Source organism: Chromobacterium sp. Beijing (genome assembly GCF_021496765.1).
Lineage (GTDB): Bacteria > Pseudomonadota > Gammaproteobacteria > Burkholderiales > Chromobacteriaceae > Chromobacterium.
Map to the genome: position 1 here is coordinate 3174630 of NZ_CP053750.1, position 20990 is coordinate 3195619.

A 20990-nucleotide genomic window follows, 5' to 3' on the forward strand; every position below is an offset into this window, starting at 1 on the left:
TCAAGGCTCCGCCGCCGGCTCGCCGGAACGGCCGCGGCGGTCCAGCAAGGGGATCAAGACGCCGCAAGCCAGCACCGCCAGGCCCCCGGCCAATACCGCCGCCAGGCCGCCCCGCAAAGCAGCCGCCACGTTTTGCAAGGCGGCCATCGCCACCACCACCGGGATATAGATAGCGCTCCAAAAGGCAATGCCCTGTTGCGTGGGCGCCGTCAGCGCGCCGCGCCCGCGCAGCCACTCGCTGCTGGCGATCAGCAGCAGCATGGCGAAGCCCACGCCGCCGACATTGGCTTTGACGCCAATTAGCCACCCCAGCGCATCCCCCAACAGCAGGCCGCACAATACGCAGGCCGCCAGTAAAGCCGTGCCATAGATCACCATGATGTCAGCTCCCATTGCTCGCACAGCCGTTGCCGTACCAGGCGCGACGCCCTCTGCGCCATCGCCTCGCCTTGTCGCCGCCCCTGGTCGCCGGCCTGGCGGATATCGGTCAGGGCCTCGCCCAAGGCCGCGCGAACCCGCGCGATATCCGCCGCCGTGGGAGCATGGATGGCCTCCACCGGCAATAAACGCCACAACAATCCCAAGCTGGCATAACTGCGGATGTCGTAAGCCATAGGCGGCAGTTCCGCCGCCAACGCCTCCAACGCCTCAAGCGAGCGCATCGTCACCTGGGCCGCCGCCTGCTTGCCCATCGCCTGCGTCGTCACCTCGGCGGCGTCCAGCGCCAGCAGGCGATTGGCCTGGTGACCGTGGGCGAGCAAACCTCCGGACATCGCCTGGCCAACGATCAGGCCAATCACCGGGTGGCCGACCAGCCGCGCGCTGGCATAAGCGTCCACCGCCGCAGCCAAGGCCAAGTGAATACCGTAAGCCTCCTCGCGTCGGCCATAAGCCTGGCCTGGCGTATCGATCAGCGCGACAATGGCGCGTTTGTCGGCGCAGCCGGCATCCGCCGCCATGCAATCCCGCACCGCCTGCGCCAGCGCCCAGCCCTGTTCCAGCCCCGCCTCGCCCCGCCTCGCACGGACGAAACGATTACCTGGGTCTGGCGCCAGGGCGATGTAACGCGCGGCCTGCCCCGCCAGGCGCGCATCGACCACCCGCACGGCTGGGCCATAAGGGCCGCCGCCCGCCGCTTGCGCTCCGCTCAGCGCGGTTAGCCAACGGCTGGCCAGATTCTGCAATGTTGAATGCTCTCCCATCTCCTCATGCCTCCATCACACTGTTGCCGGCCAAAGGGCATGCATAGGCCGTCAAGTTCCTGCCTGACTGAAATCGGCGTCGGTTTTTTTCTGTCCAATACTCTTTCTTGCTTGATAAACCGCCATCAAGCTGAACACCCCCAAGACCACCAGGTAATAACTGGGAGCCAAATTATCGCCGGTCAATTTAATCAGCCAAATGCAGATCAGTGGCGCAAATCCACCAAATAGGGTAACGGCTATGTTGTAGCTCAAGGCAATGCCTGTGGCCCTGGTGGTAGATGGGAAGAGATCCGCCATCACGGAAGGAATGACGGAAAAGTACAGCGCCTTCAGCAAGGCCAACCACATCACCAACAATATCAAATTGAATTGACTGGGCTGCTGAGCCAATAGATAGAAACCAGGATATGTGGTGAGCACTACAAGCAGCACCGACCATTTCATCAAAGAAATGCGCCCTATTTTTTCCGCCCACAACCCAGCCAACGGCGTTACCACGGTTAAGATTACACCGCCGACAAAGGCAGAGGTATAGGCGACAAGACTCGGCAACTTCAAGTTTTGGGTGGCATAAGTGGGAATATAACTAATGACGTAATTAATGGCGGTGGAAACCATCATCAGCCCAATCGCAGTGAAAAACCAGGTTTTTTGCCTTAAGAATATTTCCTTCGCCGGCAGCTCCTGTTGAAGGTCGCGTTGAAAGCTGGTGGGCTCATGGATATAACGCCGAATATACAGCCCAACCGGGCCAATCAGCAGGCCGAAGAAGAAGGGAATGCGCCACCCCCACTCTTGTATCTCTTGCTCGCTCAAAACACTCGCCAGCCCCATACCGAACGCCGCCGCCAACAACGTGCTCGCCCCCTGCGTGGCAAACTGCCAACTGGCGATAAACGCCTTGCGTTCGGGGAAGTGCTCCACCAGAAAAGCGGTGGAACTGCCAAACTCGCCTCCCGCCGAGAAGCCCTGAATAAGGCGCGCCAGCACGATCAACACCGGCGCGGCCATGCCTATCGTGGCATAACCGGGCATCACGGCTATCATCAAACTGCCCAACATCATCAGCGAGATCGACACCAGCAAAGAAGCCTTGCGACCGGCCCGGTCCGCATAAGCCCCAAGACAATCGCGCCTAAAGGACGAATGATGAAAGACACGCCAAAGCTGGCGAATGTGATTAATAAGGAACTACTGACATCCTCGGTGGGAAAAAAGGCACGGCCTATATAGCTGGCGAAAAACACATAAATGGCAATATCAAACCACTCCAGGCCATTGCCAATGCATGTGGCCAGCAAGGTGCGGTATAAATTAGGTTTGTCCATTACTTTTTCATCCGGCGTAGCTATAGCTGAATTCATCATGTTCTCTCCTCTTTGCCCGGCGAAGCGCATTCGCGAGCAATATATTGTTAGCCATGCCTGAAATGACCCTCTATTTCACTTCCCAGCCTCCTTTCCCAGTAATTGCAGAACATGCTCGCCCGACTCGCCCAGCTCCCAATAGAGCCGCGTCATGATTTGCAAACCCTCTCTGGCGATGGACTTCAACATATGTTCGTTAGCACCATGCTGCCCACAAGCAGGATAAGAGTGAGGAACCCATAAGGTGGGCAGTTGCAAGATATCGGCGAACACCTCGTTCGGCAGCGAGCCGCCGATATTGGGCAGCAATACCGGTTTTTTCCCGGAGGCTTGTTGCATGATTTGCAAGGCCCATGCCACCAATGGGCTTTCCGGATCAAAACGCGTGGCGAGGGAACTGCTTAGCACTTCAACCTCCACCTGTTCAAAACCATGCGAATCCAAATGCCGGCGCAAATATTGGCCGCAGGCTTGCCAATCCGTGCCGACGACAAAACGCAGTTGGCAAACCGCGGTGGCGCAAGGAGGAATCGCATTGACGGGCTTTGCCGGATCCCCGGCAAGGAAGGACAACACCTCCAGGCTATTCCAGCCATACACTCTCTCCACCGGACTTAAACCAGCCTCGCCCCAGTGCGGGTCAATCGGCGGGTCTCCCGGCTGTGGCTCAAACGGAATATCGCTTAACAGCGCCTTCAGGCCAGCGCTTAGCGCCGGGGGTTTCAAAGCGTTTACCTGGATCTGCCCTTGCTCATTCACCAGGCTGGCGACAGCGTTGGCCAATTGAATGGCGGGGTTGCTCAATAAGCCTCCCCAATTTCCGGAGTGGTAGGCCTGCTGGCGCGCCTGCAAGCTCAGTCGAAAGTTAATGCTGCCCCTGGAACCCAAAAACAGGGTGGGCCGTTCCGCGCTTAAACGCGGACCATCCGAGGCGATGAAGATATCCGCGGCCAAACGCTGTTGATACTGCCGGCAGATTTCCGCCAGACCGGGAGAACTGATTTCCTCGCCCATCTCGAACAGGATTTTGCAGTTAAAACCCAAACGCCCGCCCCTGGCCTGGGACACCTGCTGCAGGGCGGCGAAGTTAATCGTGTGCTGGCCCTTGTTGTCGGCGCTGCCTCGGCCATACCATCGGTCGCCTTCTTCAAGCAGCACCCAAGGCTGCAAGCCCTCGCGCCATTGTTCCGCCTGCCCAAACACCACATCGCCATGCCCATAGCACAGCAAGGTTGGCAGGCCATCCCCTTCCTGCCGTTCCGCCAACAAGAACGGGCAATCGGCTTGCACCGGATTGCCGAGTAATTCACACGTAAAACCCATGGCGCTTAAGGCGGGGGCGATTTCAGTTTGCAAATACCGCAGCAAGCTCTCCCTGCCCTGTGGGTTTTGGCTTTCGGTCGCCATCGCCACCCGCCGCGCCAACGCTTGCCGCAATTCACCGCGGTCAAAGAATGCCTGCGCCTGATCCGCGACTTGTTGTCCAGTCATCATGACAATCCTCTCTCTATGGCATCGCCTTGCGCCAAGGAGAGCGCAAGCCGCGCTCGCCCCGCATCCGCCTGCGCCTTCGCATCCAGCTGCGCCAGCCTCGCACGGTAATAGTCAATGCGCTCGCTACGGTGCCGAGGCGGCAGCCCCAAACGCAGCCAGTCCTGCACTTGTCGGCGGATCGCCCTTAGGTCATCGACGCAGCACGCATCGGCCAAACCGGTGGCATGACGTTGCTCGCCTCCGCTCAAACTCCAGATCAAGGGCCGATCGCTGGCGTCGTACTCCGCCGTCCCGGCTTCCTGCTCGATCACCGCCGGCCCGTTCAGCCCCAGGCGCGCTTCGCGAGTCAACAGTAAGTAACTGCATAAGCCGGCGGCGATGCCCATGCCGCCAAAACAGCCCACCGGTCCAACGCTAAGCGCGATCACCGGCCGGTAGCGGCGCAGATCGACAATCGCGGCATGGATGTCGGCAATCGCGGCCAAGCCCAAATTGGCTTCCTGCAGTCTGACCCCGCCGGTTTCCAACAACAGCAAGGCCGCCGTCGGCCGGCCATCGCGATTGGCATCGGCGGCCAGTTCCAGCATGCCGGCGATCTTGGCTCCGGACACTTCGCCCAGACTGCCGCCGAGAAAAGCGCCCTCTATCGCCAACGCGACGACTTCATGGCCGTCCAGCCTGCCGCGCGCGGCTACCACGCCGTCATCGGACTGGGCGACGATGCCCTGCCGCTCCAGCCATGGCGACGCCAAGCGCTGAAAGGGATCCAACAATTCACGGACGCTGCCGGGATCCAGCAGTTTGTGCAGCCGCTGACGTGCGCCGCACTCGCTCAGGCTGTCGCGTTGCAGAATGTCAGCAGCGCTCATCGTTTCCTCCTCTCTCCCGGCTGGCCGCCAGCGCTTGCTCCAGCCGCAAGCGGATCACTCCGGGACTGGCGCCAAAATCATGAATATCCAAACGGACCGGCGGCCACGCCGTCTCGGCGAACACGCGCTCCAACACCCGCCGCCAGATCTGCTCGGTGCCGGCCAAGGCGGTGCTCACCGTAACCAGGGTGTCGCCGGACGGCGCCGGCTCCAGCAATACCTCCAGATCTCCGGACCCCACTACACCGGCCAGCGCGCGCCTAAGGCCATGATTGGCCGTTGCGGGGTAAGAGAATGTGTAGCGTTCCATTCCAGGCCCTCCTTTGCCGGCGCTTGCGCCAGGCCGTCCAACATTAAAGTTGCCGCCAGCAAGTCCGCGGCGCCTCCCGGCGATAAACGCCGGCGGCGCAAGCTCTGGTCCAGTTTCAACAACAGCCGCCATCCCTCCTCGCTGGCGCAGCCTCCGGCCCGCAGCACAGCAGCCGCGCCACCTTGCGCCAACACCAGGCCGCGCCGGCCTCCGCGGGCCAATAGGCAGGTATCGTCCAACTGCCGCATGATCGCTAGCAGCGCATCCAGCCGCGCCAGTCCCTCGACGACACCGCGCCGGCGCGCTGCTTGCAGGGCAGGCAGACCATGGTCGATCACCTGCGGAAAGCCGGCAATCGCCTGGCGGCGCGCTCCACCCACCCCATAGCGGGCGCAAACACGCCCTCCCGGCAAGGACAGCGACGGAGGCGCCGCGGGATCCTCTATCCGCGCTAAGCCACCCGCTCTCAACGCCAGGGTCCGCAACGTCAGCCCGGGCCAGGCGGCGGCGGCGGTCACCAAAAGGCCCAAGGCCCAGATCGCGCCACGATGGGTATTGATGCCGCCGCTGGCGGCCAGCATCGCCGCCTCGGCCTGCCTGCCCGCCAAGCCGATACGGGCGCGCAGCCTCGGCAAGTCGCCGCTCCCTCCTTCTTGCGCCCCCGCCTCCGCCATCGCCAGAAAACCCGGACGCAAGGCCTGAGCCGAACTGCGCAGCAAAGCCCAATCCATGTCTTGATGCGCGCCGCCGCCGCGCTGGTCCACCAAACCCGGCTTGGGCGTCAACGCCGCCTCCGCCAGCAAGGCTGCTACGGCGGCGTCGGCCAGCGCCTCCGGGGACAAACGCCTCGCTCTCCGCTCGGTCCGGCTCGGCATCATCCGCTCCGAAACCGCGCAGGGGGGCGATACAAACCACCGGACCATTCCACCAGTTCGGCCATGCTTTTGGCGGCCAGCCATTCACGGCCGGCCTCGCCAGGAGACACGCCCAGATCTTCAGGCAAAGCCACCAAGCCCTGCCTGCGCATCCAGGCCCGTTGCGACGGATCGCTGCGCAGTCCTATCGGCGTGACCCCGGCCACCGCCGCAATCATCTGCCGCCGCTGTTCCAGGGACTCCGCGCGGTAGAGATAGGCGATGCCATCCTCGGTCAGCAAATGGGTGACGTCGTCTCCGTAGATCATCACCGGGGCCAAGGCCATGCCGCTGGCGCGGCCCACCGCCAGCGCGTCCAGCGTGTCGACGAAAGTCGGCTGCATGTTTTCCTGGAAAGTCTCCACCATCTGCACCACCAGCTTGCGGCCGCGCTCCAGCATCGGTTCCGGCGCAGGGGGCCGCATGTCCAGCCAGGCCGGCGTGGGGTGGCGACGGCCGCGCGGATCATGGCCCATATTGGGCGCGCCGCCAAAACCGGCCAGCCGGCCGCGCGTCACCGTGGAGGAGTTGCCGTCGCCGTCGACTTGCAGCGAGGCGCCGATGAACAGATCCACGCCGTACTGGCCGGCCAATTGGCACAGCAGGCGATTGGAGCGCAAAGCGCCGTCGCGGCCGGTGAAGAACACGTCCGGCCGCGCGGCGATATAATCCTCCATGCCCATTTCGCTGCCGAAGCAATGCACGCTGTCGACCCAGCCGCTCTCTATCGCGGGAATCAGCGTCGGGTGCGGGTTCAACGCCCAATGCCGGCAAATCTTCCCCCTCAGTCCCAAGCGCTCGCCATAGGTGGGCAGAATCAATTCGATGGCGGCGGTATTGAAGCCGATGCCGTGATTCAGCGACTGCACCTGATGCCGCTGGTAGATGCCGCGGATCGCCAACATCGCCATCAGTACTTGCAAAGGTTTGATGTGCCGCGGATCGCGAGTGAACAAGGGCTCCATGTGGAAGGGCCGGTCCGCCGCCACCACGAAGTCGATCCAATCGCCGGGAATGTCGACGCGCGGCAGATCGGAAACATCGTCGACCACTTGATTGACCTGCGCGATGACGATGCCGTTGCTGAACGCGGTGGCCTCGACCAGAGCCGGTGTGTCTTCGGTGCTGGGACCGGTATAGAGATTGCCGGCGCGGTCGGCGCTGAAACCGGCCACCAAGGCCACATTGGGCCGCAAATCCACCACCAGCCGCGCATACAGCTCGATGTAGGTGTGAACCGCGCCGATCTCCAACAAGCCGTCTTCCAGCAACTGGCTGATGCGCAGGCTTTGCGGCCCGGCAAAAGAAAAATCCAGCCGCCGGGCAATGCCGCGCTCAAACACGTCCAGATGCTCGCTGCGGCTAACGCAGGGCATGATCATGTGCAGATCGCACACCCGTCCCGGCTCCAACTGTGCCAGAGCCCGCGACAGGAAATCAGCCTGCTTCTGGTTATTGCCCTCCAGCACGACCTTGTCGCCCGACTGCAGCAAAACATGCAAAGCGGCAACGATGTCGGCAGCGGCCAACTGCTTGCCCGACGCCATCCCCTTCAAGCGCTCTATCCGCCGCTGCTTGTCCTGCCGTCGCAGTCCCCAATCGCCAGTTTCACTCATGAGGTCCTCCTCCAAGCCCTCACGCAATGCGACTACCATACGGACTTGGCAATGCGGCCATCAATCAAGCACACTGGCGCATCATTACTAATAAGTTAACGATGGGCTTCAGATCACCCGCCTGGAGGTCGCATGTGGACTTATGACGAAGTCACGCTGAAAAAACTGAGCGTGTTCCTGACCTTCATGCGCCTGGGAAACATGAGCCGCACGGCGGAGGCTTTGGGGCAAAGTCCGGTCAGCGTGCACCGCGCCCTGCACTCGCTGGAACAAGCCTTGGCCTGCCCGCTGTTCCAGCGCAGCGGCCGTCGGCTCGTTCCGCTGGAGTCCGCTCAGGCTTTGCTGCTTAGCGCGGAGCGGGCCTTGCTGGAATTGGAGGACGGCGTGCGCCAAACCCGGGAGGCGGCCGGTTTCGGATCGGCCAGGCTGCGAGTGGGCGCCCTGTACTCGCTGACCGCCGGCGCGCTGCCGCGTATTTTGGCCGGCCTGAAGACGCGCCGGCCGCAGTTGACGGTGGACCTGACCCTGGCGTCCAATCAGGAGTTGCGACAAAAGCTGGCTGACGGCGCGCTGGACGCCATCGTCATCGTTGAGCGGGAGCCTAGCACCGGATTGGCGTGCTTAAGCATCCCCATGTTTGAGGACGAAATCTGCTTCGCCGCACCGCTGAACTCACCTTGGAGTCAATTCCAAAGCATTGACTTGGCGACGCTGCGCGGCCTGCCTTTCGTCACCTTGCACGACACCTTTGCCACCGGCCAGGATTTTGCCCAGGCTTTTGCGATAGCAGGCATCCAGCCCAATGTGGTGATGCGCGTAGCTGACATTTTTTCGCTGAGCAATCTGGTGTGCGGCGGCATAGGCTATTCCTTGCTGCCACGCCGCGTGGCCTTGTTCGGCCCGCAGTTGCAGTTGATTCCGCTGACCGCTCAGTATCGCCGAACCCAGCGCATTCATTTGCTCATGGCCAGCAAACGCGAACGCGACCCTAATTTGCTGGCGCTTGCGGCGGAATGCCGCCTCTATGGCCGCCATCATTCCCCACAGATTTCACACTCGAACACTAGGGTATAAGAAACAACCCAATGTCATTTTTGCTATAACTATACGGTATTAAATTTTCCAAATAACCACCAATAGTCACTGACAAGAAATGACATTGCCGTCACAATGTCGCCCCAATCCCGAACTTCGAGCCGTTGACCCGATGACACGCGCGCTGTCGACATTGCTGCTGCTGTGCCTGCTCTTGGCCGGCGGCGTCGCGCATGCCGGCTTCCGGACTTTCAGCGAACGGGATGCCGCCGTCTATTGCAGCGCCGACGCCGGCCTGGACATAGACCGCGTCGCCAGCGCCGGCTGGCAGACGCGTTTCCAGCCGCTGCCGGACGGCAAACTGGCGCGCGGCTACGGGCACGACACCTGCTGGCTGCGGCTCAAGCTAAGCGATGTGCCGCCCCGGCCCTGGCTGGAGCTGATTCCCAGCTATTTGGCGCGGCTAAGCCTGTATCAGCGGCTGCCGGACGGCGGTTGGCAACGACGGGACATCGGTTCCTGGCGTCCGGTGTCCGCGATGGAGCTGCCGCTGATCGCCGCCAGCTTTTCCCTGCTGCCGCATGAGCAAACGGTCTTCGTCAAAGTCCAGTCGCTGGCCTTGAACGCGCAGCCGCGCCTGTGGAGCGAGGCGGAACTGGCCGCCCACAACAATCAGCGCCTGCTGCAATTGGGTCTGATCTACGGCTATATGCTGACCATGGTGCTGATCGCGCTGGCGGCCTGGCTGATCACCCGCCGGGCGCAGCACGCCAAGCTGTTCGGCTACATCCTGGCGGTGGCCTGCCACCGCTTCGCCACCGACGGCATGGCCCGCCTGCTGCTGTTTCCGGAACAGCCCCAGATCGCGCTGCTGTGCAATTACGTCGGTCTGGGCGCCGCCGTCATGCTGGGCTGCGCCTATTTCGCCCATCTGCTGGAACTGAAGCGCGACTATCCCCGCACCTACCGGCTATACCAGCTGCAGGCCGCCGCCGGCGCCGCCACCGTGCTGAGCGCCTTGTTCTGGCCCTTTGGCCTCGCTTACAGCATTCCGGTCACCCTCTACGCCATCATCGTCATCAATCTGCTGACCCTGCCGGTCTGCTGGCGGCTGTGGCGACGCAACGACAGCGGCGACCGCTTGATCGCGCTGCATCTGCCCACCAATCTGGCGCTCAACATCCCCGCGCTGCTATTGCATCTGGGACACATCCCCTATCAATCCTGGATCCAGGAATACGGCCGCCTGGCCGATCTGCCGCCCATCACCCTGCTCTACATCGGCCTGTTCCTGCGCATGCGCACGCTGGAGCGCGAACGCATCGAGGCGCTGCATCAGGCCAGCCAGGCCCAGGCCGACAGCCTGCGTCAGCGCGAGGCGCGCGAAGAGCAGGCCGATCTGCTGGCGATGATCACCCATGAAATCCGCACCCCTGTGGCCATCATCGACGCCGCCAGCAGCAGCCTGCGCCTGCTGGAAGAGGACGCGCCGGCGCCGCCGGTGCTGGCGCAGCGGCAGGCGCGCCACGAACGCATCCAGCGCGCCTTGCAGCGGATGCAGGAATTGATGCGGCTGGCCGAGCAACACGGCCGCGCCGATGTGAGCGACGCCGGCCTGCACAGCCGCCCGCTGGATTTGCTGGAGCTGACCCGGCGCAGCCTGGAACAACTGGACGCGGACGCGCAGCGGCGCTTCTGGCTGCAAAGCGGCGGCGCGCGCATGCCGCTGTGCGGCGACGACCAACTGCTGACGATGCTGCTGCAGAACCTGATGGAAAACGCCCTGAAATATGCGCACCCGGACACGCCCATCCAGATCGGCGTCCACCGCCTCGCCGACCACATCGTCTGGCAAATCAGCGACTACGGCCCCGGCATCGCGCCGGGCCAGGAAGAAGCGATTTTCCAGCGCTTCACCCGCTTGGCGGAAACCAGCAACCGTCCCGGCCTGGGACTGGGCCTGCACCTGGCGCGGCGCATCGCCGTCCAACACGGCGGCGAGCTGGGCCTGGACCCTCACTGGCCGCACGGCGCCAGCTTCATCTTGCATCTACCGAAAGCCGCTCATGACGCACATAGCCTTGCTTGAAGACAACCCGGACCTGCGCGAAGAGCTGCTGTTCCAGCTCAAGCGCTGCGGCTACCAGGCCACCGGCCTCGCCTGCGGCCAGGAGCTGGAACGGCATCTGGCCGAACATCCCTGCCGGCTGCTGATACTGGACCTGGGCTTGCCCGATATCGACGGCATGGCGCTGAGCCGGCGGCTGCGCGCCAGCCACCCCGGCCTGGGGCAAGTCATGCTCACCGCGCGCGGCGCGCTGGACGACAAGGTGCAGGGCCTGCAGCAAGGTGCCGACGCCTATCTGGTCAAACCGACGCCGCTGGCGGAATTGCTGGCCACGCTGGCCAGCGTGCTGCGGCGGCTGGACGGCGACGCGGCGGAGCGCGCCGACGGCTGGCGTTACCACGCCGCCAACCGCACGCTGACCGCGCCCAACGGCCAGCAGCTGCACCTGACCCATGCGGAACATCAGGTGATGAGCACGATGCTGCGGCGCGCGCCGGAACCGGCGCACCGTCGCGAACTGGCGGAGGCGCTGGGCGCCAATTATCTTCATTACGACGAACGCAGACTGGAAACCCTGATCAGCCGTCTGCGGCGCAAGCTCAGCGGCATCGCGCCGCAACACAACCCCATCCTGGCGGCCAGGGGCGTGGGCTATGGTTTCAGCGAGCCCTGCCAGCCGCTTTGAGGCTGCAAAAAAAACGCGGCCCGCAATGGGCCGCGCTTGGGCGGAGCAAGAAGGGACGCAGGCTCAGCGGCGGCCGGACTTCTTGCTGTCCCGCTCCTGTTGCCGGGCTTCGCGTTCGGCGGCGCGGATGGCGGCCAATTCCTTGGCGCGCTTTTCCCAGGCCAGCCATTCTTCCGGCCGTTCCAGCGTGATGCGGCCGATATTGCCGTCGCGGAAATCGGTCAGCACGATCTCGGCCGCCTTCTGCACATTGATCTTGCCGCCGGACTGCACCGCGCCGCGCTTGCGGCCTATCATTTCCAGCACCTGCCAATCCTGCTGACCGGCGATGTCGTCCAGCTTGTAGCGCGCGCTCAGCTCCGGCGTGTAGTGCTGCATCAGATACTTGAGCAGCTCCAACGCCACTTCCTCTTCATCCATCGCGTTGCGGCCCACCGCGCCGCTGGCCGCCAGATTGTAGCCGCCCTCTTCCACCTCGATCTTGGGCCACAGCATGCCCGGGGTGTCGAACAACTCCACGTCGTCGGCCAGGATGATGCGCTGCTCGTTCTTGGTGACGCCGGGCATATTGCCGGTCTTGGCCACCTTGCGGCTGCTCATGCTGTTGATCAGCGTGGACTTGCCCACATTGGGAATGCCGCAGATCAACACCCGCAGCGGCTTTTCCAGGCCGCCGCGCGTCGGCGCCAGCTCGCGGCAGGCGGCCACCAGCTTTTGCGCCGGCGCGCGCTCGCCGGCGTCCATGCCCAGCGCCTGGGTATTTTTCTTGGCGCGATACCAGTCCAGCCACTGCTGGGTGGCGGCGGCGTCGGCCAGGTCCTGTTTGTTCAGAATCATCAGCCGCGGCTTGCCCTTGGCCATGCGCGCCAGCATGGGATTGGCGCTGGAAGCCGGCAGCCGCGCGTCCAGCATTTCAATGACCACGTCGATGTCTTTCAATCGCTCGGCCACATCCTTGCGGGCCTTGTTCATATGGCCGGGGAACCATTGGATTGCCATGCTTCTAGCGCTTTCTTATCGGATCAAGTAGATAGGTTAGGCCATTATGGTCCAGCTCCTGCATCAATTGCAGCAGGCGGCCAATTTCGCCGGGAGGAAAGCCTTCGCGGGCGAACCAGTTCAGATAGTTGCCGGGCAGGTCGCAGATCAGCGTGCCCTTGTGTTTGCCAAACGGCATGGCCCGGGTCACCAGGCTTTGCAAATCATCGGCTTGCATTGCGCCTCTCGTTCAAACAGCCTGCGCATTGTGCCAAAACCGCGGCCCGCTGGCCATGCCCGCGCCCCTGGCTTGACATGGCGCAAGCGCCGGCCGGGTTTTGCTGGGGGCGGCCAGGCGCGCGGTTTAGCATGTAGGCGGCTTTCAAAAACCAGCGGCTCGCCGGCCGCCCATTTTCCGGTTCGCGCAGAACCTTGCCGGGCGCCGGGCATTGCATATGCCCGCGCCCGCTCTTTTTGTCCGGAAACCGCTCACTCCGGCATCGGCTTGCCGTCGTTGAAATTCAGGAAACCGCGCACGATGCGGTACACGTACCACACCCAGGTAACGCCCAAAATCACGAAGCCCACCAGGATCCAGGCCAGCGCCACGCCCAACACGGTGCCGAGCAAGGCCCACCAGAAGGTGCGGATCTGCCAGCTGAAATGGCTTTCATAGCGCGTGCCGCGCACATCGTCGCGCTTGACGTAGTTGATGATCACCGCCACCAGGCCGGTCAGGCCGACAAACAGGCTGATTGCCTGCAGGATATAGACCACCAGGGTCAGATTGTTCAGTTTGCGTTCGTCTTCTTGCGTGATCACGTCCATGGACATCATGCCTCCCCGGCTCAAAATTTATGCGAAACAATTATCAAGATACCCTAGCCAGCAGCGCTTGCAAGCGCTGTTCGCAATGCCGCGTCAACGCCGCTCCCCCTCTGCCGCCGGCCAGGGCCAGCGCCACCTCGGCGCTGCGGCTCCAGGCCTGCAAGCACGATTCGCCGCCGGCGTCCGCCACCAGAATGGGCAAGGCCGGCGCGAACGGCAGGCCGATCTGTTCCGACCAAGCGCGGCAGCGGCGGTTCGCCAGATCCAGCCGAGCAAAGCTCTCCGCCGTCACCAGTACGTGGCTGAGGCCCAGCAGCAGAATGCGCGCGGCCAGCCAATCCGCCGCGTCGGCCAGCCGCGCCGGCGTCTCCCCGCTCCGTTCGCGCCAGCGTTGCGCGGCCAGCAGCATGGCCATCGCGCGCAGCTGCGGCAGCCGGCTTTCCAGCACGCCGCCGTCGCGCCGCGCGGCGGCCATCCACGCGGCGTCCGGCGCCGGGTGGTTGGCGTAGCGTTCGCCGTCGGTCAACACTTTCACCGGAACGGCGTCGCTGGGACACAGCAGGGACCAAGACTGGCGCGCGATTTGCGCGGCATCGCTGACTTCATTCATGGAACGGACCTCCTGGGGTCTGGCCTGGCTTCCGGAGGTCATGTATTTCGGGGAGGAAAAACAAATGCCGCCGGTAGCGCGGCGGCATTTATCGGGAATCTTTACTAGTGCTGGGTCAATCTTTCAGTCCACAGCCATCCCTTGGCGCCGCCGGTGTGCGGTACCAATAAAAATAGCTGTTGAAGAAGGCGAAAGATTGGGTCATGTCGTGCATGCTGCCAACAATAGGCCCGGCTTGTCAAGAAAAACCCCGGAGCATGCTCCGGGGTTTCGCCAGACCATCCCGCTTACATATTGGGATAGTTGGGGCCGCCGCCGCCCTCAGGCACGGTCCAGACGATGTTCTGGGTCGGGTCCTTGATGTCGCAGGTCTTGCAATGCACGCAGTTCTGCGCGTTGATCTGCAAGCGCGGCTCGCCCTCTTCGCGGCCGACGATCTCATACACCCCGGCCGGGCAGTAGCGTTGTTCCGGCGCGTCGTACTTGGCCAGATTGAACTGCACCGGCACGCTGGCGTCCTTCAGCTTCAGGTGCGGCGGCTGGTCTTCGCCGTGATTGGTGTTGGAAATGAACACCGAGGACAGGCGGTCGAAGGTCAACACCCCGTCCGGCTTGGGATAGGCGATGGGCGCGCACTCGTCGGCCGGCTTCAGGCTCTGATGGTCGGCCTGGTGGTGGCGCAGCGTCCACGGCGCCTTGCCGCGGAACAAAAAGGTGTCCAGCGCCGAATAAATCATCGCCGGCCACAGACCCCAGCGGAACGAGGGCCGGATATTGCGCACCCGGTGCAGTTCCTCGTGCAGCCAGCTTTGCTTGAATTTCTGGCTGTAGGCGGTGGCTTCGCGCGCCGGCTGCTCCTGGCCCAGCAGTTCGAACACCGCTTCCGCCGCCAGCATCGCCGACTGCATCGCGGTATGGGTGCCCTTGATTTTGGGCACGTTGAGGAAGCCGGCGGTGTCGCCCACCAGCAGGCCGCCGGGGAAGGTCAGCCGCGGCAGGCTTTGCAGGCCGCCCTCGGTCAGCGCGCGCGCGCCGTAAGACAGCCGGCGGCCGCCTTCGAACACCTTGCGGATGGCCGGATGGGTCTTGAAGCGCTGGAATTCATCGAACGGCGACAGATAGGGGTTCTGGTAATCCAGGCCGATGACGAAGCCGACCACCACCTGATTATTGTCCAGGTGGTACATGAAGGAGCCGCCGTAGGTGGCGGTGTCCACCGGCCAGCCCACGGTATGGGTGATGCTGCCCGGCTGATGCAGTTCCGGCCGCACCTCCCACAATTCCTTGATGCCGATGCCGTAGGTTTGCGGATCGGCGCCGTCGTGCAGGCGGAAACGCTCGAACAGCGTCTTGGTCAAGGAGCCCCTACAGCCTTCGGCGAAGATGGTCTGCTTGGCCCACAGCTCCATGCCAGGTTGCCAGGCGTCGGTTTTCTCGCCGTCCTTGCCGATGCCCATGTCGCCGGTGGCCACGCCCTTGACCGAGCCGTCCTCGTGATAGAGCACTTCGGCGGCGGCGAATCCGGGGTAGATCTCCACGCCCAATTCCTCGGCCTGCTGGCCGAGCCAGCGACAGAAATTGCCGAGGCTGACGATGTAGTTGCCGTGATTGTGCATCTGCGGCGGCGTCGGCAGCTGAATGGATTCGGTTTCGGTCAACAACAGGAAACGGTCGGACTTGGCCTCGGTGTTCAGCGGCGCGCCTTTTTCCTTCCAGTCCGGGATCAGCTCATTGAGCACCCGCGGTTCGATCACCGCGCCGGACAGGATGTGGGCGCCGATTTCCGAGCCCTTCTCCAATAGACAGACGCTGATCTCCCGGCCCTGCTCCGCCGCCAGCTGCTTCAGGCGAATCGCCGCGGTCAGCCCGGAGGGGCCGCCGCCGACGATCACCACATCGTATTCCATGTAATCGCGTTCCACTGCATCTCCTTAATCGCGCGCCGGGTTCAAAAGCCCCGCTACCGCATGCATGTTGCATGGCGCGCGATCAAAAATCAAACAACCGTTTAAAAACTGTCAGACGCCCGACCGCCGGTCGCCCGTCTGACTTCAATCTGTAAAGGCTCATCCTGTTGCAAATGCACATCGCGCTGCGGGAAGGGCAGCTCGATGCCGGCCTTGGCCAGCGCGCCGTCTATCATGTGACGCAGATCGCTGGCCACCAGCACGGAATCGGCGTCGCCGATGTCCAGCCAGTACTCCAGCTCGAACTCCAGCGCGTCGGCGCCGAAGTTGCTGAACAACACCCGCGGCGGCGGCTCCTTGAGCACCAGGCCGTGACGCTCCGCCTCCGCCAGCAATAGATTGCACACCTCGCGCGGCGGGCTGCCGTAAGCCACGCCGATGGCGATTTTCCGGCGAATCCGCCGGTTGCTGTAAGTCCAGTTGGTCACCGCGCTCTCCACGAAGGTGGAGTTGGGGATCAGCGTCTCGATGCCGTCACCTGCGCGCACCACCGAAGAACGCAGCCCTATGCTGCTGACGGTGCCGCTGATGCCGCCGACCTGGACGAAATCGCCCACTTTCAGCGGCCGCTCCACCAAGAGCATCACGCCGCTGATCAGGTTCTTCAGCAGGTTCTGAGTGCCGAAGCCGATGCCGATCGCCAAGGCACCGCCCAGGAAGGCGAACACCGTCAGCGGAATCTTGACCAGATTGAGCGCGAACACCACCAGCAGGGCGATCACGCAGACATAACTCCAGCGCCACCAGATATTGGCGGCGGCCTCGCTGAAACCCAGCCTATGCGTGGCCAAGCGCCGCAAAGCGCGCAGCAGCGCAGTGCTGGCGGCGTAGCCTATCAGCAGCACCAGGATGGCGCCCAGACTCTTGCCTATGGTCACGCTGCGGGTGGCCTGCACTTTCTGGCCGTTGATCTCCACGCTGTCGTCGGCGCTGAACAGTTCATAATTCCACAGCGCCCGCGCCGCTTGCAACACGCGCTCGCTCAGCCGGCGGGACACCTCCTGCGGCGTGCCCTCCGCCGGCGCGCCGACGTCGAACTCCTGCTGCAACAGCAGAATGCCGGTCAAGGCCGCCTGCACCGGCTGTTGGGCGGCGTTGACGATGTCCAGCCGCTGGCGCAGCAGTTGCAGCATCGCCAGCGCGTGGCCGCCGCCGCGGTCCAGGCCGACTTCATGCTGCACGTCCGCCATCTTGGCCATGGTCAGCTCCGCCTCTTTTTGCAGGTAGTCGCGCACCGCGCCCAATTCCTCGCCGGCCTGACGGCTGGCGCTGGCCACCTCGGCCAGATTGGCCGCCTTGCCCGCGTACAACTGGTAGCGGTACTCCCAGATGCCGCCCTCCTGCGAGTTCGCCTCCTGACGGATGCGCATCAGCTGCACCGCGAGGTCGCTATTGTCCAGAGCCTGGCGCTGCTCGACTGTGCGCTGGGTCAAATCCTGTAACAGCGCGGCCTGCGCCGGCGCGTCCTTTTTCTGCTTCAAGGCCGCCAACTGCCGCTCCAGTTCCTCCAGCTCGGCCTTGACCCGGCGGCGGCGCTGCTCGTGCGCGCTCATCTCCCGCTCCAGGCGCAGGCGTTCCTCTCCCAAGCGCCGTTGCACCCCGTCCAGTTCCGCTGGCTGGAAACGCACCTGTTTGCCGACGCCGTCCAGTTGCTTCCGCCACAAGTCCAACTGCGCCTGCAAGGTCTGCTGACGGATGCGCAGCACCTGCCCCAAGGCGTCGAACTGCAGCAGTTCCGACGCGCTGATGTCGCGGCGCCAGCGCGCGCCGTCCATCCGCCAGCGCAGCGCCTCGGCCTCGCCGGCCGCGGCCCCTTCCAACTGCTCCCGCGCCTGGCGCAGACTCACCTCGTTGAGCTTGAGGCTGTTGCGCATCGCCTCCTGCATCTGCGACAACATCAGTTGCTGCGCCTGCTGGGTATCCTTTTCCCAGCCGCCGGTCTGCAGGCGGCTGCGCAAGCCCTCCACCAAGGACACCGGATAGGGGCCGGCTTGCGCAAAGCCGCTCCAGTTCCGCAAGGCCTCTTCGGCCTCGGCTTGCTGCCTCAGCCTCTGATCGCGTTCCCCCGCAAGATCCAGCTGCCAGGCGTAAGACGCCACCAAGCGTTCCAGCAAGGCGCGGCGGAACAACAACTCGCCCGGGGTGACGCCGGCCGGCAACTTGTCCAGCTTGATGGTTTCCAATTGATCCAGCGCCTGCTGCGCCTCGGACAGCTTGTCCGCCACGCTGACCGCGGGCGCCGAAGCCGCCGGCTTGGCCGCGGGTCTGGACGCGGCCGGCAAGGCGGCGTAAGCCCCGGCGCAGGACAAGAGCCCGGCAAACAGGCAACAGACGGCAAAGAAGCGGCTCTTCACGCTAGGCATTTCATTGAACAAGCGGTGGACCTTGCCCCGGCGCAGACCGCCGGCGGCAACTCGACGGCGCATTTTCGCACGAATCCGCGCGCGGCACCCAGGCCCAAACCATGCCAAAGGCATTACCTCGCCTCAGATCACGCCCGCCCCGCGCAGGCGGGCAATGTCCTCGGCGCCGTAGCCAGCCTTCTCCAGCAAGGCGTCGGTGTGCTGGCCCAGCCGGGGCGGCGCCTCGCGATATTGCGGCGGCGTGTCCGACAGTTTGATCGGGCAGGCCACCAGGGGCACGGCCTGGCCGTCCAGGCCCGGCAGTTCGATCTGCATCTGACGATGCCGGATTTGCGGATCGGCGAAGGCCTCGTCCACGGTATTGATCGGTCCGCAGGGCACGCCGGCCTGATCCAGCCGCGCCAGCCAGGCGTCGCGCGGCTGAGCCAGAAAGCCGGCGGCCAGCAAGGGCACCAGCTCGTCCCGGTGCGCGACGCGCTGCGGATTGCTGGCGAAACGGGCGTCGTCGGCCAGTTCCGGCCGGCCTATCAGCTCGCACACCGAGCGGAACTGGCGGTCGTTGCCGCAGGCCAGGATGAAGTGGCCGTCGCCGGCGCATTTGAATACTTGGTAGGGCACGATATTGGGATGGGCGTTGCCCAGGCGCGGCGGCACCGCGCCGCCCACCAGCCAGTTCATATTGACGTTGGCCAGCATCGCCAGCGCGCAGTCGAACAAGGCCATATCGATATGCTGGCCGCGCCCGCTGCCTTGCCGCGCCCACAGCGCGGCCTGGATCGCGTTGGCTGCGTAGAGCCCGGTGAACAGATCGGTGACCGCCACGCCCACCTTGTGCGGCTCTCCGTCGGCCGGGCCGGTGATGCTCATCAGGCCGGACATGCCCTGCACGATGTAGTCGTAGCCGGCCATCTGCGCGTACGGCCCGTCCTGGCCGAAGCCGGTGACCGAGCAATACACCAGCCGCGGGTTGAGTTCGGCCAGGCTGGCGTAGTCCAGCCCGTACTTGGCCAGCCCACCCACCTTGTAGTTTTCAATCAGTACGTCGGCGTCGGCGGCCAGCCGGCGGACGATCTCCTGCCCCTCCGGCTTGGCGATGTCCACGGTCAGCGATTTCTTGCCGCGGTTGGCGCACAGAAAATAAGCGGCGGTGCCGTCCGGCAGGCTGGGGGGCGCCCATTGCCGGGTATCGTCGCCGCAGCCCGGGCGCTCCACCTTGATCACTTCCGCGCCCAGGTCGGCCAGCAACTGGCCGGTCCACGGCCCCGCCAATACCCTGGACAAATCCAATACCTTGATGCCTTCCAGCGCGCCCGTCATCTGCGTCTCCCGATACATGCAGCCCATCGAAAAAAAAGCGGCCCGGCAAGCCGGGCCTCCAAGGACAGACAGGAATAACGGCGCGGCCGGCCTCCCGGCCGCGCCGGCTTATCAGGCAAACGCCTGAATACCGGTCTGGGCTCGGCCCAGAATCAAGGCATGCACATCGTGCGTGCCTTCGTAAGTGTTGACCGCCTCCAAGTTCATCACATGGCGGATCACGTGGAATTCGTCGGCGATGCCGTTGCCGCCGTGCATATCGCGCGACAGCCGGGCGATGTCCAGCGCCTTGCCGCAGTTGTTGCGCTTGATCAGCGAGATCATTTCCGGCGCGGCCTTGCCTTCGTCCATCAGGCGCCCCACGCGCAGCGCCGCGTGCAGGCCCAGGGCGATCTCGGTCTGCATATTGGCCAGTTTCAGCTGGATCAATTGATTGGCGGCCAGCGGACGGCCGAACTGCTTGCGGTCCAGCGTGTACTGGCGCGCCGCGTGCCAGCAGAATTCGGCGGCGCCCAGCGCGCCCCAGGCGATGCCGTAGCGCGCCTTGTTCAGGCAGCCGAACGGCCCCTTCAAACCCTTGACCCCCGGCAGGATGGCGTCTTCCGGCACCAGCACGTCGTCCATCACGATCTCGCCGGTGATGGAGGCGCGCAGCGAGAACTTGCCGTGGATCTTGGGCGCGGACAGCCCGGCCATGCCCTTCTCCAGCACAAAGCCGCGGATTTCGTCTTCGTCGTCCTTGGCCCAGACCACGAACACATCGGCCTGCGGGCTGTTGGTGATCCACATCTTGCTGCCGTTGAGCAGATAGCCGCCGTCCACTTTGCGCGCCCGCGTCTTCATGCTGGCCGGGTCCGAGCCGGAATCCGGTTCGGTCAGGCCGAAACAGCCCAGCCATTCGCCGCTGGCCAGCCGCGGCAGGTATTTATCCTTCTGCGCGTCCGAGCCGTAAGCCCAGATCGGATGCATCACCAGGCTGGACTGCACGCTCATCGCCGAGCGGTAACCGGAATCCACCCGCTCCACTTCGCGCGCCACCAGGCCGTAGGCCACGTGGTTGAGGCCGGCGCAGCCATAGCCTTCTATGGTGCAGCCGAGCAGGCCGAGCTCGCCCATCTCGTTGATGATTTCGCGGTCGAAGCGTTCTTCGCGGTTGGCGCTCAACACCCGCGGAAACAACTTGTCCTGACAGTAGTCATGGGCGCTCTGCTGCACCATGCGTTCTTCTTCGCTCAGGCATTCGGCCAAAAGCAAAGGATCGTCCCAGCTGAACGGCGCGCGACTGGAGGGGCTGCCATAGGTTCTGTCTCCGCGTTGCTTGTTCCGCATTGCGGAACTTGGTTTCACATTGCAGAATAGGCTAA

General features: G+C 63.9%; 20 protein-coding genes. 3 read left to right on the plus strand and 17 right to left on the minus strand.

Annotated features, from left to right (window positions below):
* From madL to mdcA, 9 genes are all read right to left on the minus strand, one after another.
* Entirely contained in the window at positions 1–378 is a 378-nt protein-coding gene (gene madL, locus HQN78_RS14660) for a malonate transporter subunit MadL (protein ID WP_235084565.1), read from the minus strand.
* A complete protein-coding gene (gene mdcE, locus HQN78_RS14665) occupies positions 372–1202 on the minus strand; it encodes a biotin-independent malonate decarboxylase subunit gamma (RefSeq protein ID WP_235084567.1) in 831 nt (276 codons plus the stop codon). The genes madL and mdcE overlap by 7 nt, the downstream gene beginning before the upstream one ends.
* Positions 1203–1253: 51 nt before the next feature.
* Entirely contained in the window at positions 1254–2285 is a 1032-nt protein-coding gene (locus HQN78_RS14670) for an MFS transporter (protein WP_235084570.1), read from the minus strand.
* Entirely contained in the window at positions 2270–2572 is a 303-nt protein-coding gene (locus HQN78_RS14675; RefSeq protein ID WP_235084572.1) for a hypothetical protein, read from the minus strand. The genes HQN78_RS14670 and HQN78_RS14675 overlap by 16 nt, the downstream gene beginning before the upstream one ends.
* A 75-nt stretch (positions 2573–2647) precedes the next feature.
* Positions 2648–4066, minus strand: coding sequence for a M20 family metallopeptidase (locus HQN78_RS14680; RefSeq protein ID WP_235084576.1), 1419 nt, complete (start codon positions 4064–4066; stop codon positions 2648–2650).
* Positions 4063–4935, minus strand: a complete 873-nt coding sequence (locus tag HQN78_RS14685) for a biotin-independent malonate decarboxylase subunit beta (protein WP_235084580.1) — start codon at positions 4933–4935, stop codon at positions 4063–4065. The genes HQN78_RS14680 and HQN78_RS14685 overlap by 4 nt, the downstream gene beginning before the upstream one ends.
* The gene (locus tag HQN78_RS14690) at positions 4922–5245 is read right to left on the minus strand and encodes a malonate decarboxylase subunit delta (RefSeq protein WP_235084583.1); all 324 of its coding nucleotides are present in this window, start codon (positions 5243–5245) and stop codon (positions 4922–4924) included. The genes HQN78_RS14685 and HQN78_RS14690 overlap by 14 nt, the downstream gene beginning before the upstream one ends.
* Entirely contained in the window at positions 5176–6120 is a 945-nt protein-coding gene (locus tag HQN78_RS14695; protein WP_235084585.1) for a triphosphoribosyl-dephospho-CoA synthase, read from the minus strand. The genes HQN78_RS14690 and HQN78_RS14695 overlap by 70 nt, the downstream gene beginning before the upstream one ends.
* On the minus strand, positions 6120–7775 hold the full coding sequence (mdcA, locus tag HQN78_RS14700; protein WP_235084588.1) for a malonate decarboxylase subunit alpha: 1656 nt from the start codon (positions 7773–7775) through the stop codon (positions 6120–6122). Before mdcA ends, HQN78_RS14695 begins: the two co-directional genes overlap by 1 nt.
* A gap of 132 nt (positions 7776–7907) precedes the next feature.
* Here mdcA and HQN78_RS14705 point away from each other — a divergent pair, with 132 nt between their 5' ends.
* The 3 genes from HQN78_RS14705 (at position 7908) to HQN78_RS14715 (ending at position 11563) form a co-directional block, all read left to right on the plus strand.
* A complete protein-coding gene (locus HQN78_RS14705) occupies positions 7908–8849 on the plus strand; it encodes a LysR family transcriptional regulator (protein ID WP_235084589.1) in 942 nt (313 codons plus the stop codon).
* A 133-nt stretch (positions 8850–8982) separates the two neighbouring features.
* Positions 8983–10899: a sensor histidine kinase gene (locus tag HQN78_RS14710; RefSeq protein ID WP_235084591.1), complete on the plus strand. Its 1917-nt coding sequence runs from the start codon at positions 8983–8985 to the stop codon at positions 10897–10899.
* Positions 10877–11563 carry a response regulator transcription factor gene (locus HQN78_RS14715; RefSeq protein WP_227106769.1) on the plus strand — a complete coding sequence of 229 codons (687 nt, stop codon included), beginning with the start codon at positions 10877–10879 and terminating at the stop codon, positions 11561–11563. Before HQN78_RS14710 ends, HQN78_RS14715 begins: the two co-directional genes overlap by 23 nt.
* A gap of 63 nt (positions 11564–11626) precedes the next feature.
* Here HQN78_RS14715 and ylqF read toward each other — a convergent pair whose 3' ends face one another.
* From ylqF to HQN78_RS14755, 8 genes are all read right to left on the minus strand, one after another.
* On the minus strand, positions 11627–12562 hold the full coding sequence (ylqF, locus tag HQN78_RS14720; RefSeq protein ID WP_107798056.1) for a ribosome biogenesis GTPase YlqF: 936 nt from the start codon (positions 12560–12562) through the stop codon (positions 11627–11629).
* Between the two features lie 4 nt (positions 12563–12566).
* On the minus strand, positions 12567–12779 hold the full coding sequence (locus HQN78_RS14725) for a DUF3820 family protein (protein ID WP_019100859.1): 213 nt from the start codon (positions 12777–12779) through the stop codon (positions 12567–12569).
* A 251-nt stretch (positions 12780–13030) separates the two neighbouring features.
* Positions 13031–13369 carry a DUF4870 domain-containing protein gene (locus HQN78_RS14730; RefSeq protein WP_107801617.1) on the minus strand — a complete coding sequence of 113 codons (339 nt, stop codon included), beginning with the start codon at positions 13367–13369 and terminating at the stop codon, positions 13031–13033.
* Positions 13370–13412: 43 nt separating this feature from the next.
* Positions 13413–13979 (minus strand): hypothetical protein, encoded by a 567-nt coding sequence (locus HQN78_RS14735; RefSeq protein ID WP_235084593.1) that lies wholly within the window; start codon positions 13977–13979, stop codon positions 13413–13415.
* Positions 13980–14266: 287 nt separating this feature from the next.
* Complete coding sequence (locus HQN78_RS14740) at positions 14267–15886, minus strand: electron transfer flavoprotein-ubiquinone oxidoreductase (protein ID WP_227108533.1); 1620 nt, start codon at positions 15884–15886, stop codon at positions 14267–14269.
* 101 nt (positions 15887–15987) lie between these two features.
* Positions 15988–18372 (minus strand): mechanosensitive ion channel domain-containing protein, encoded by a 2385-nt coding sequence (locus HQN78_RS14745; RefSeq protein ID WP_235084596.1) that lies wholly within the window; start codon positions 18370–18372, stop codon positions 15988–15990.
* A gap of 60 nt (positions 18373–18432) precedes the next feature.
* Positions 18433–19626, minus strand: a complete 1194-nt coding sequence (locus HQN78_RS14750; protein ID WP_235084598.1) for a CaiB/BaiF CoA-transferase family protein — start codon at positions 19624–19626, stop codon at positions 18433–18435.
* A gap of 111 nt (positions 19627–19737) precedes the next feature.
* The gene (locus HQN78_RS14755; RefSeq protein ID WP_235084600.1) at positions 19738–20955 is read right to left on the minus strand and encodes an acyl-CoA dehydrogenase; all 1218 of its coding nucleotides are present in this window, start codon (positions 20953–20955) and stop codon (positions 19738–19740) included.
* Positions 20956–20990: the final 35 nt, after the last annotated feature.

Excerpts from the sequence above, each read along its gene's own strand:
- HQN78_RS14715 (WP_227106769.1), top strand. The coding sequence starts at position 10,877 with ATGACGCACATAGCCTTGCTTGAAGACAACCCGGACCTGCGCGAAGAG.
- HQN78_RS14710 (WP_235084591.1), top strand. The coding sequence starts at position 8,983 with ATGACACGCGCGCTGTCGACATTGCTGCTGCTGTGCCTGCTCTTGGCC.
- madL (WP_235084565.1), bottom strand. The coding sequence starts at position 378 with ATGGTGATCTATGGCACGGCTTTACTGGCGGCCTGCGTATTGTGCGGC.
- HQN78_RS14725 (WP_019100859.1), bottom strand. The coding sequence starts at position 12,779 with ATGCAAGCCGATGATTTGCAAAGCCTGGTGACCCGGGCCATGCCGTTT.
- mdcE (WP_235084567.1), bottom strand. The coding sequence starts at position 1,202 with ATGGGAGAGCATTCAACATTGCAGAATCTGGCCAGCCGTTGGCTAACC.
- HQN78_RS14685 (WP_235084580.1), bottom strand. The coding sequence starts at position 4,935 with ATGAGCGCTGCTGACATTCTGCAACGCGACAGCCTGAGCGAGTGCGGC.
- HQN78_RS14735 (WP_235084593.1), bottom strand. The coding sequence starts at position 13,979 with ATGAATGAAGTCAGCGATGCCGCGCAAATCGCGCGCCAGTCTTGGTCC.
- HQN78_RS14705 (WP_235084589.1), top strand. The coding sequence starts at position 7,908 with ATGTGGACTTATGACGAAGTCACGCTGAAAAAACTGAGCGTGTTCCTG.
- HQN78_RS14730 (WP_107801617.1), bottom strand. The coding sequence starts at position 13,369 with ATGGACGTGATCACGCAAGAAGACGAACGCAAACTGAACAATCTGACC.
- HQN78_RS14755 (WP_235084600.1), bottom strand. The coding sequence starts at position 20,955 with ATGCGGAACAAGCAACGCGGAGACAGAACCTATGGCAGCCCCTCCAGT.
- HQN78_RS14690 (WP_235084583.1), bottom strand. The coding sequence starts at position 5,245 with ATGGAACGCTACACATTCTCTTACCCCGCAACGGCCAATCATGGCCTT.
- HQN78_RS14740 (WP_227108533.1), bottom strand. The coding sequence starts at position 15,886 with ATGGAATACGATGTGGTGATCGTCGGCGGCGGCCCCTCCGGGCTGACC.
- HQN78_RS14745 (WP_235084596.1), bottom strand. The coding sequence starts at position 18,372 with ATGCGCCGTCGAGTTGCCGCCGGCGGTCTGCGCCGGGGCAAGGTCCAC.
- HQN78_RS14675 (WP_235084572.1), bottom strand. The coding sequence starts at position 2,572 with ATGATGAATTCAGCTATAGCTACGCCGGATGAAAAAGTAATGGACAAA.
- ylqF (WP_107798056.1), bottom strand. The coding sequence starts at position 12,562 with ATGGCAATCCAATGGTTCCCCGGCCATATGAACAAGGCCCGCAAGGAT.
- HQN78_RS14750 (WP_235084598.1), bottom strand. The coding sequence starts at position 19,626 with ATGACGGGCGCGCTGGAAGGCATCAAGGTATTGGATTTGTCCAGGGTA.
- HQN78_RS14695 (WP_235084585.1), bottom strand. The coding sequence starts at position 6,120 with ATGCCGAGCCGGACCGAGCGGAGAGCGAGGCGTTTGTCCCCGGAGGCG.
- HQN78_RS14680 (WP_235084576.1), bottom strand. The coding sequence starts at position 4,066 with ATGATGACTGGACAACAAGTCGCGGATCAGGCGCAGGCATTCTTTGAC.
- mdcA (WP_235084588.1), bottom strand. The coding sequence starts at position 7,775 with ATGAGTGAAACTGGCGATTGGGGACTGCGACGGCAGGACAAGCAGCGG.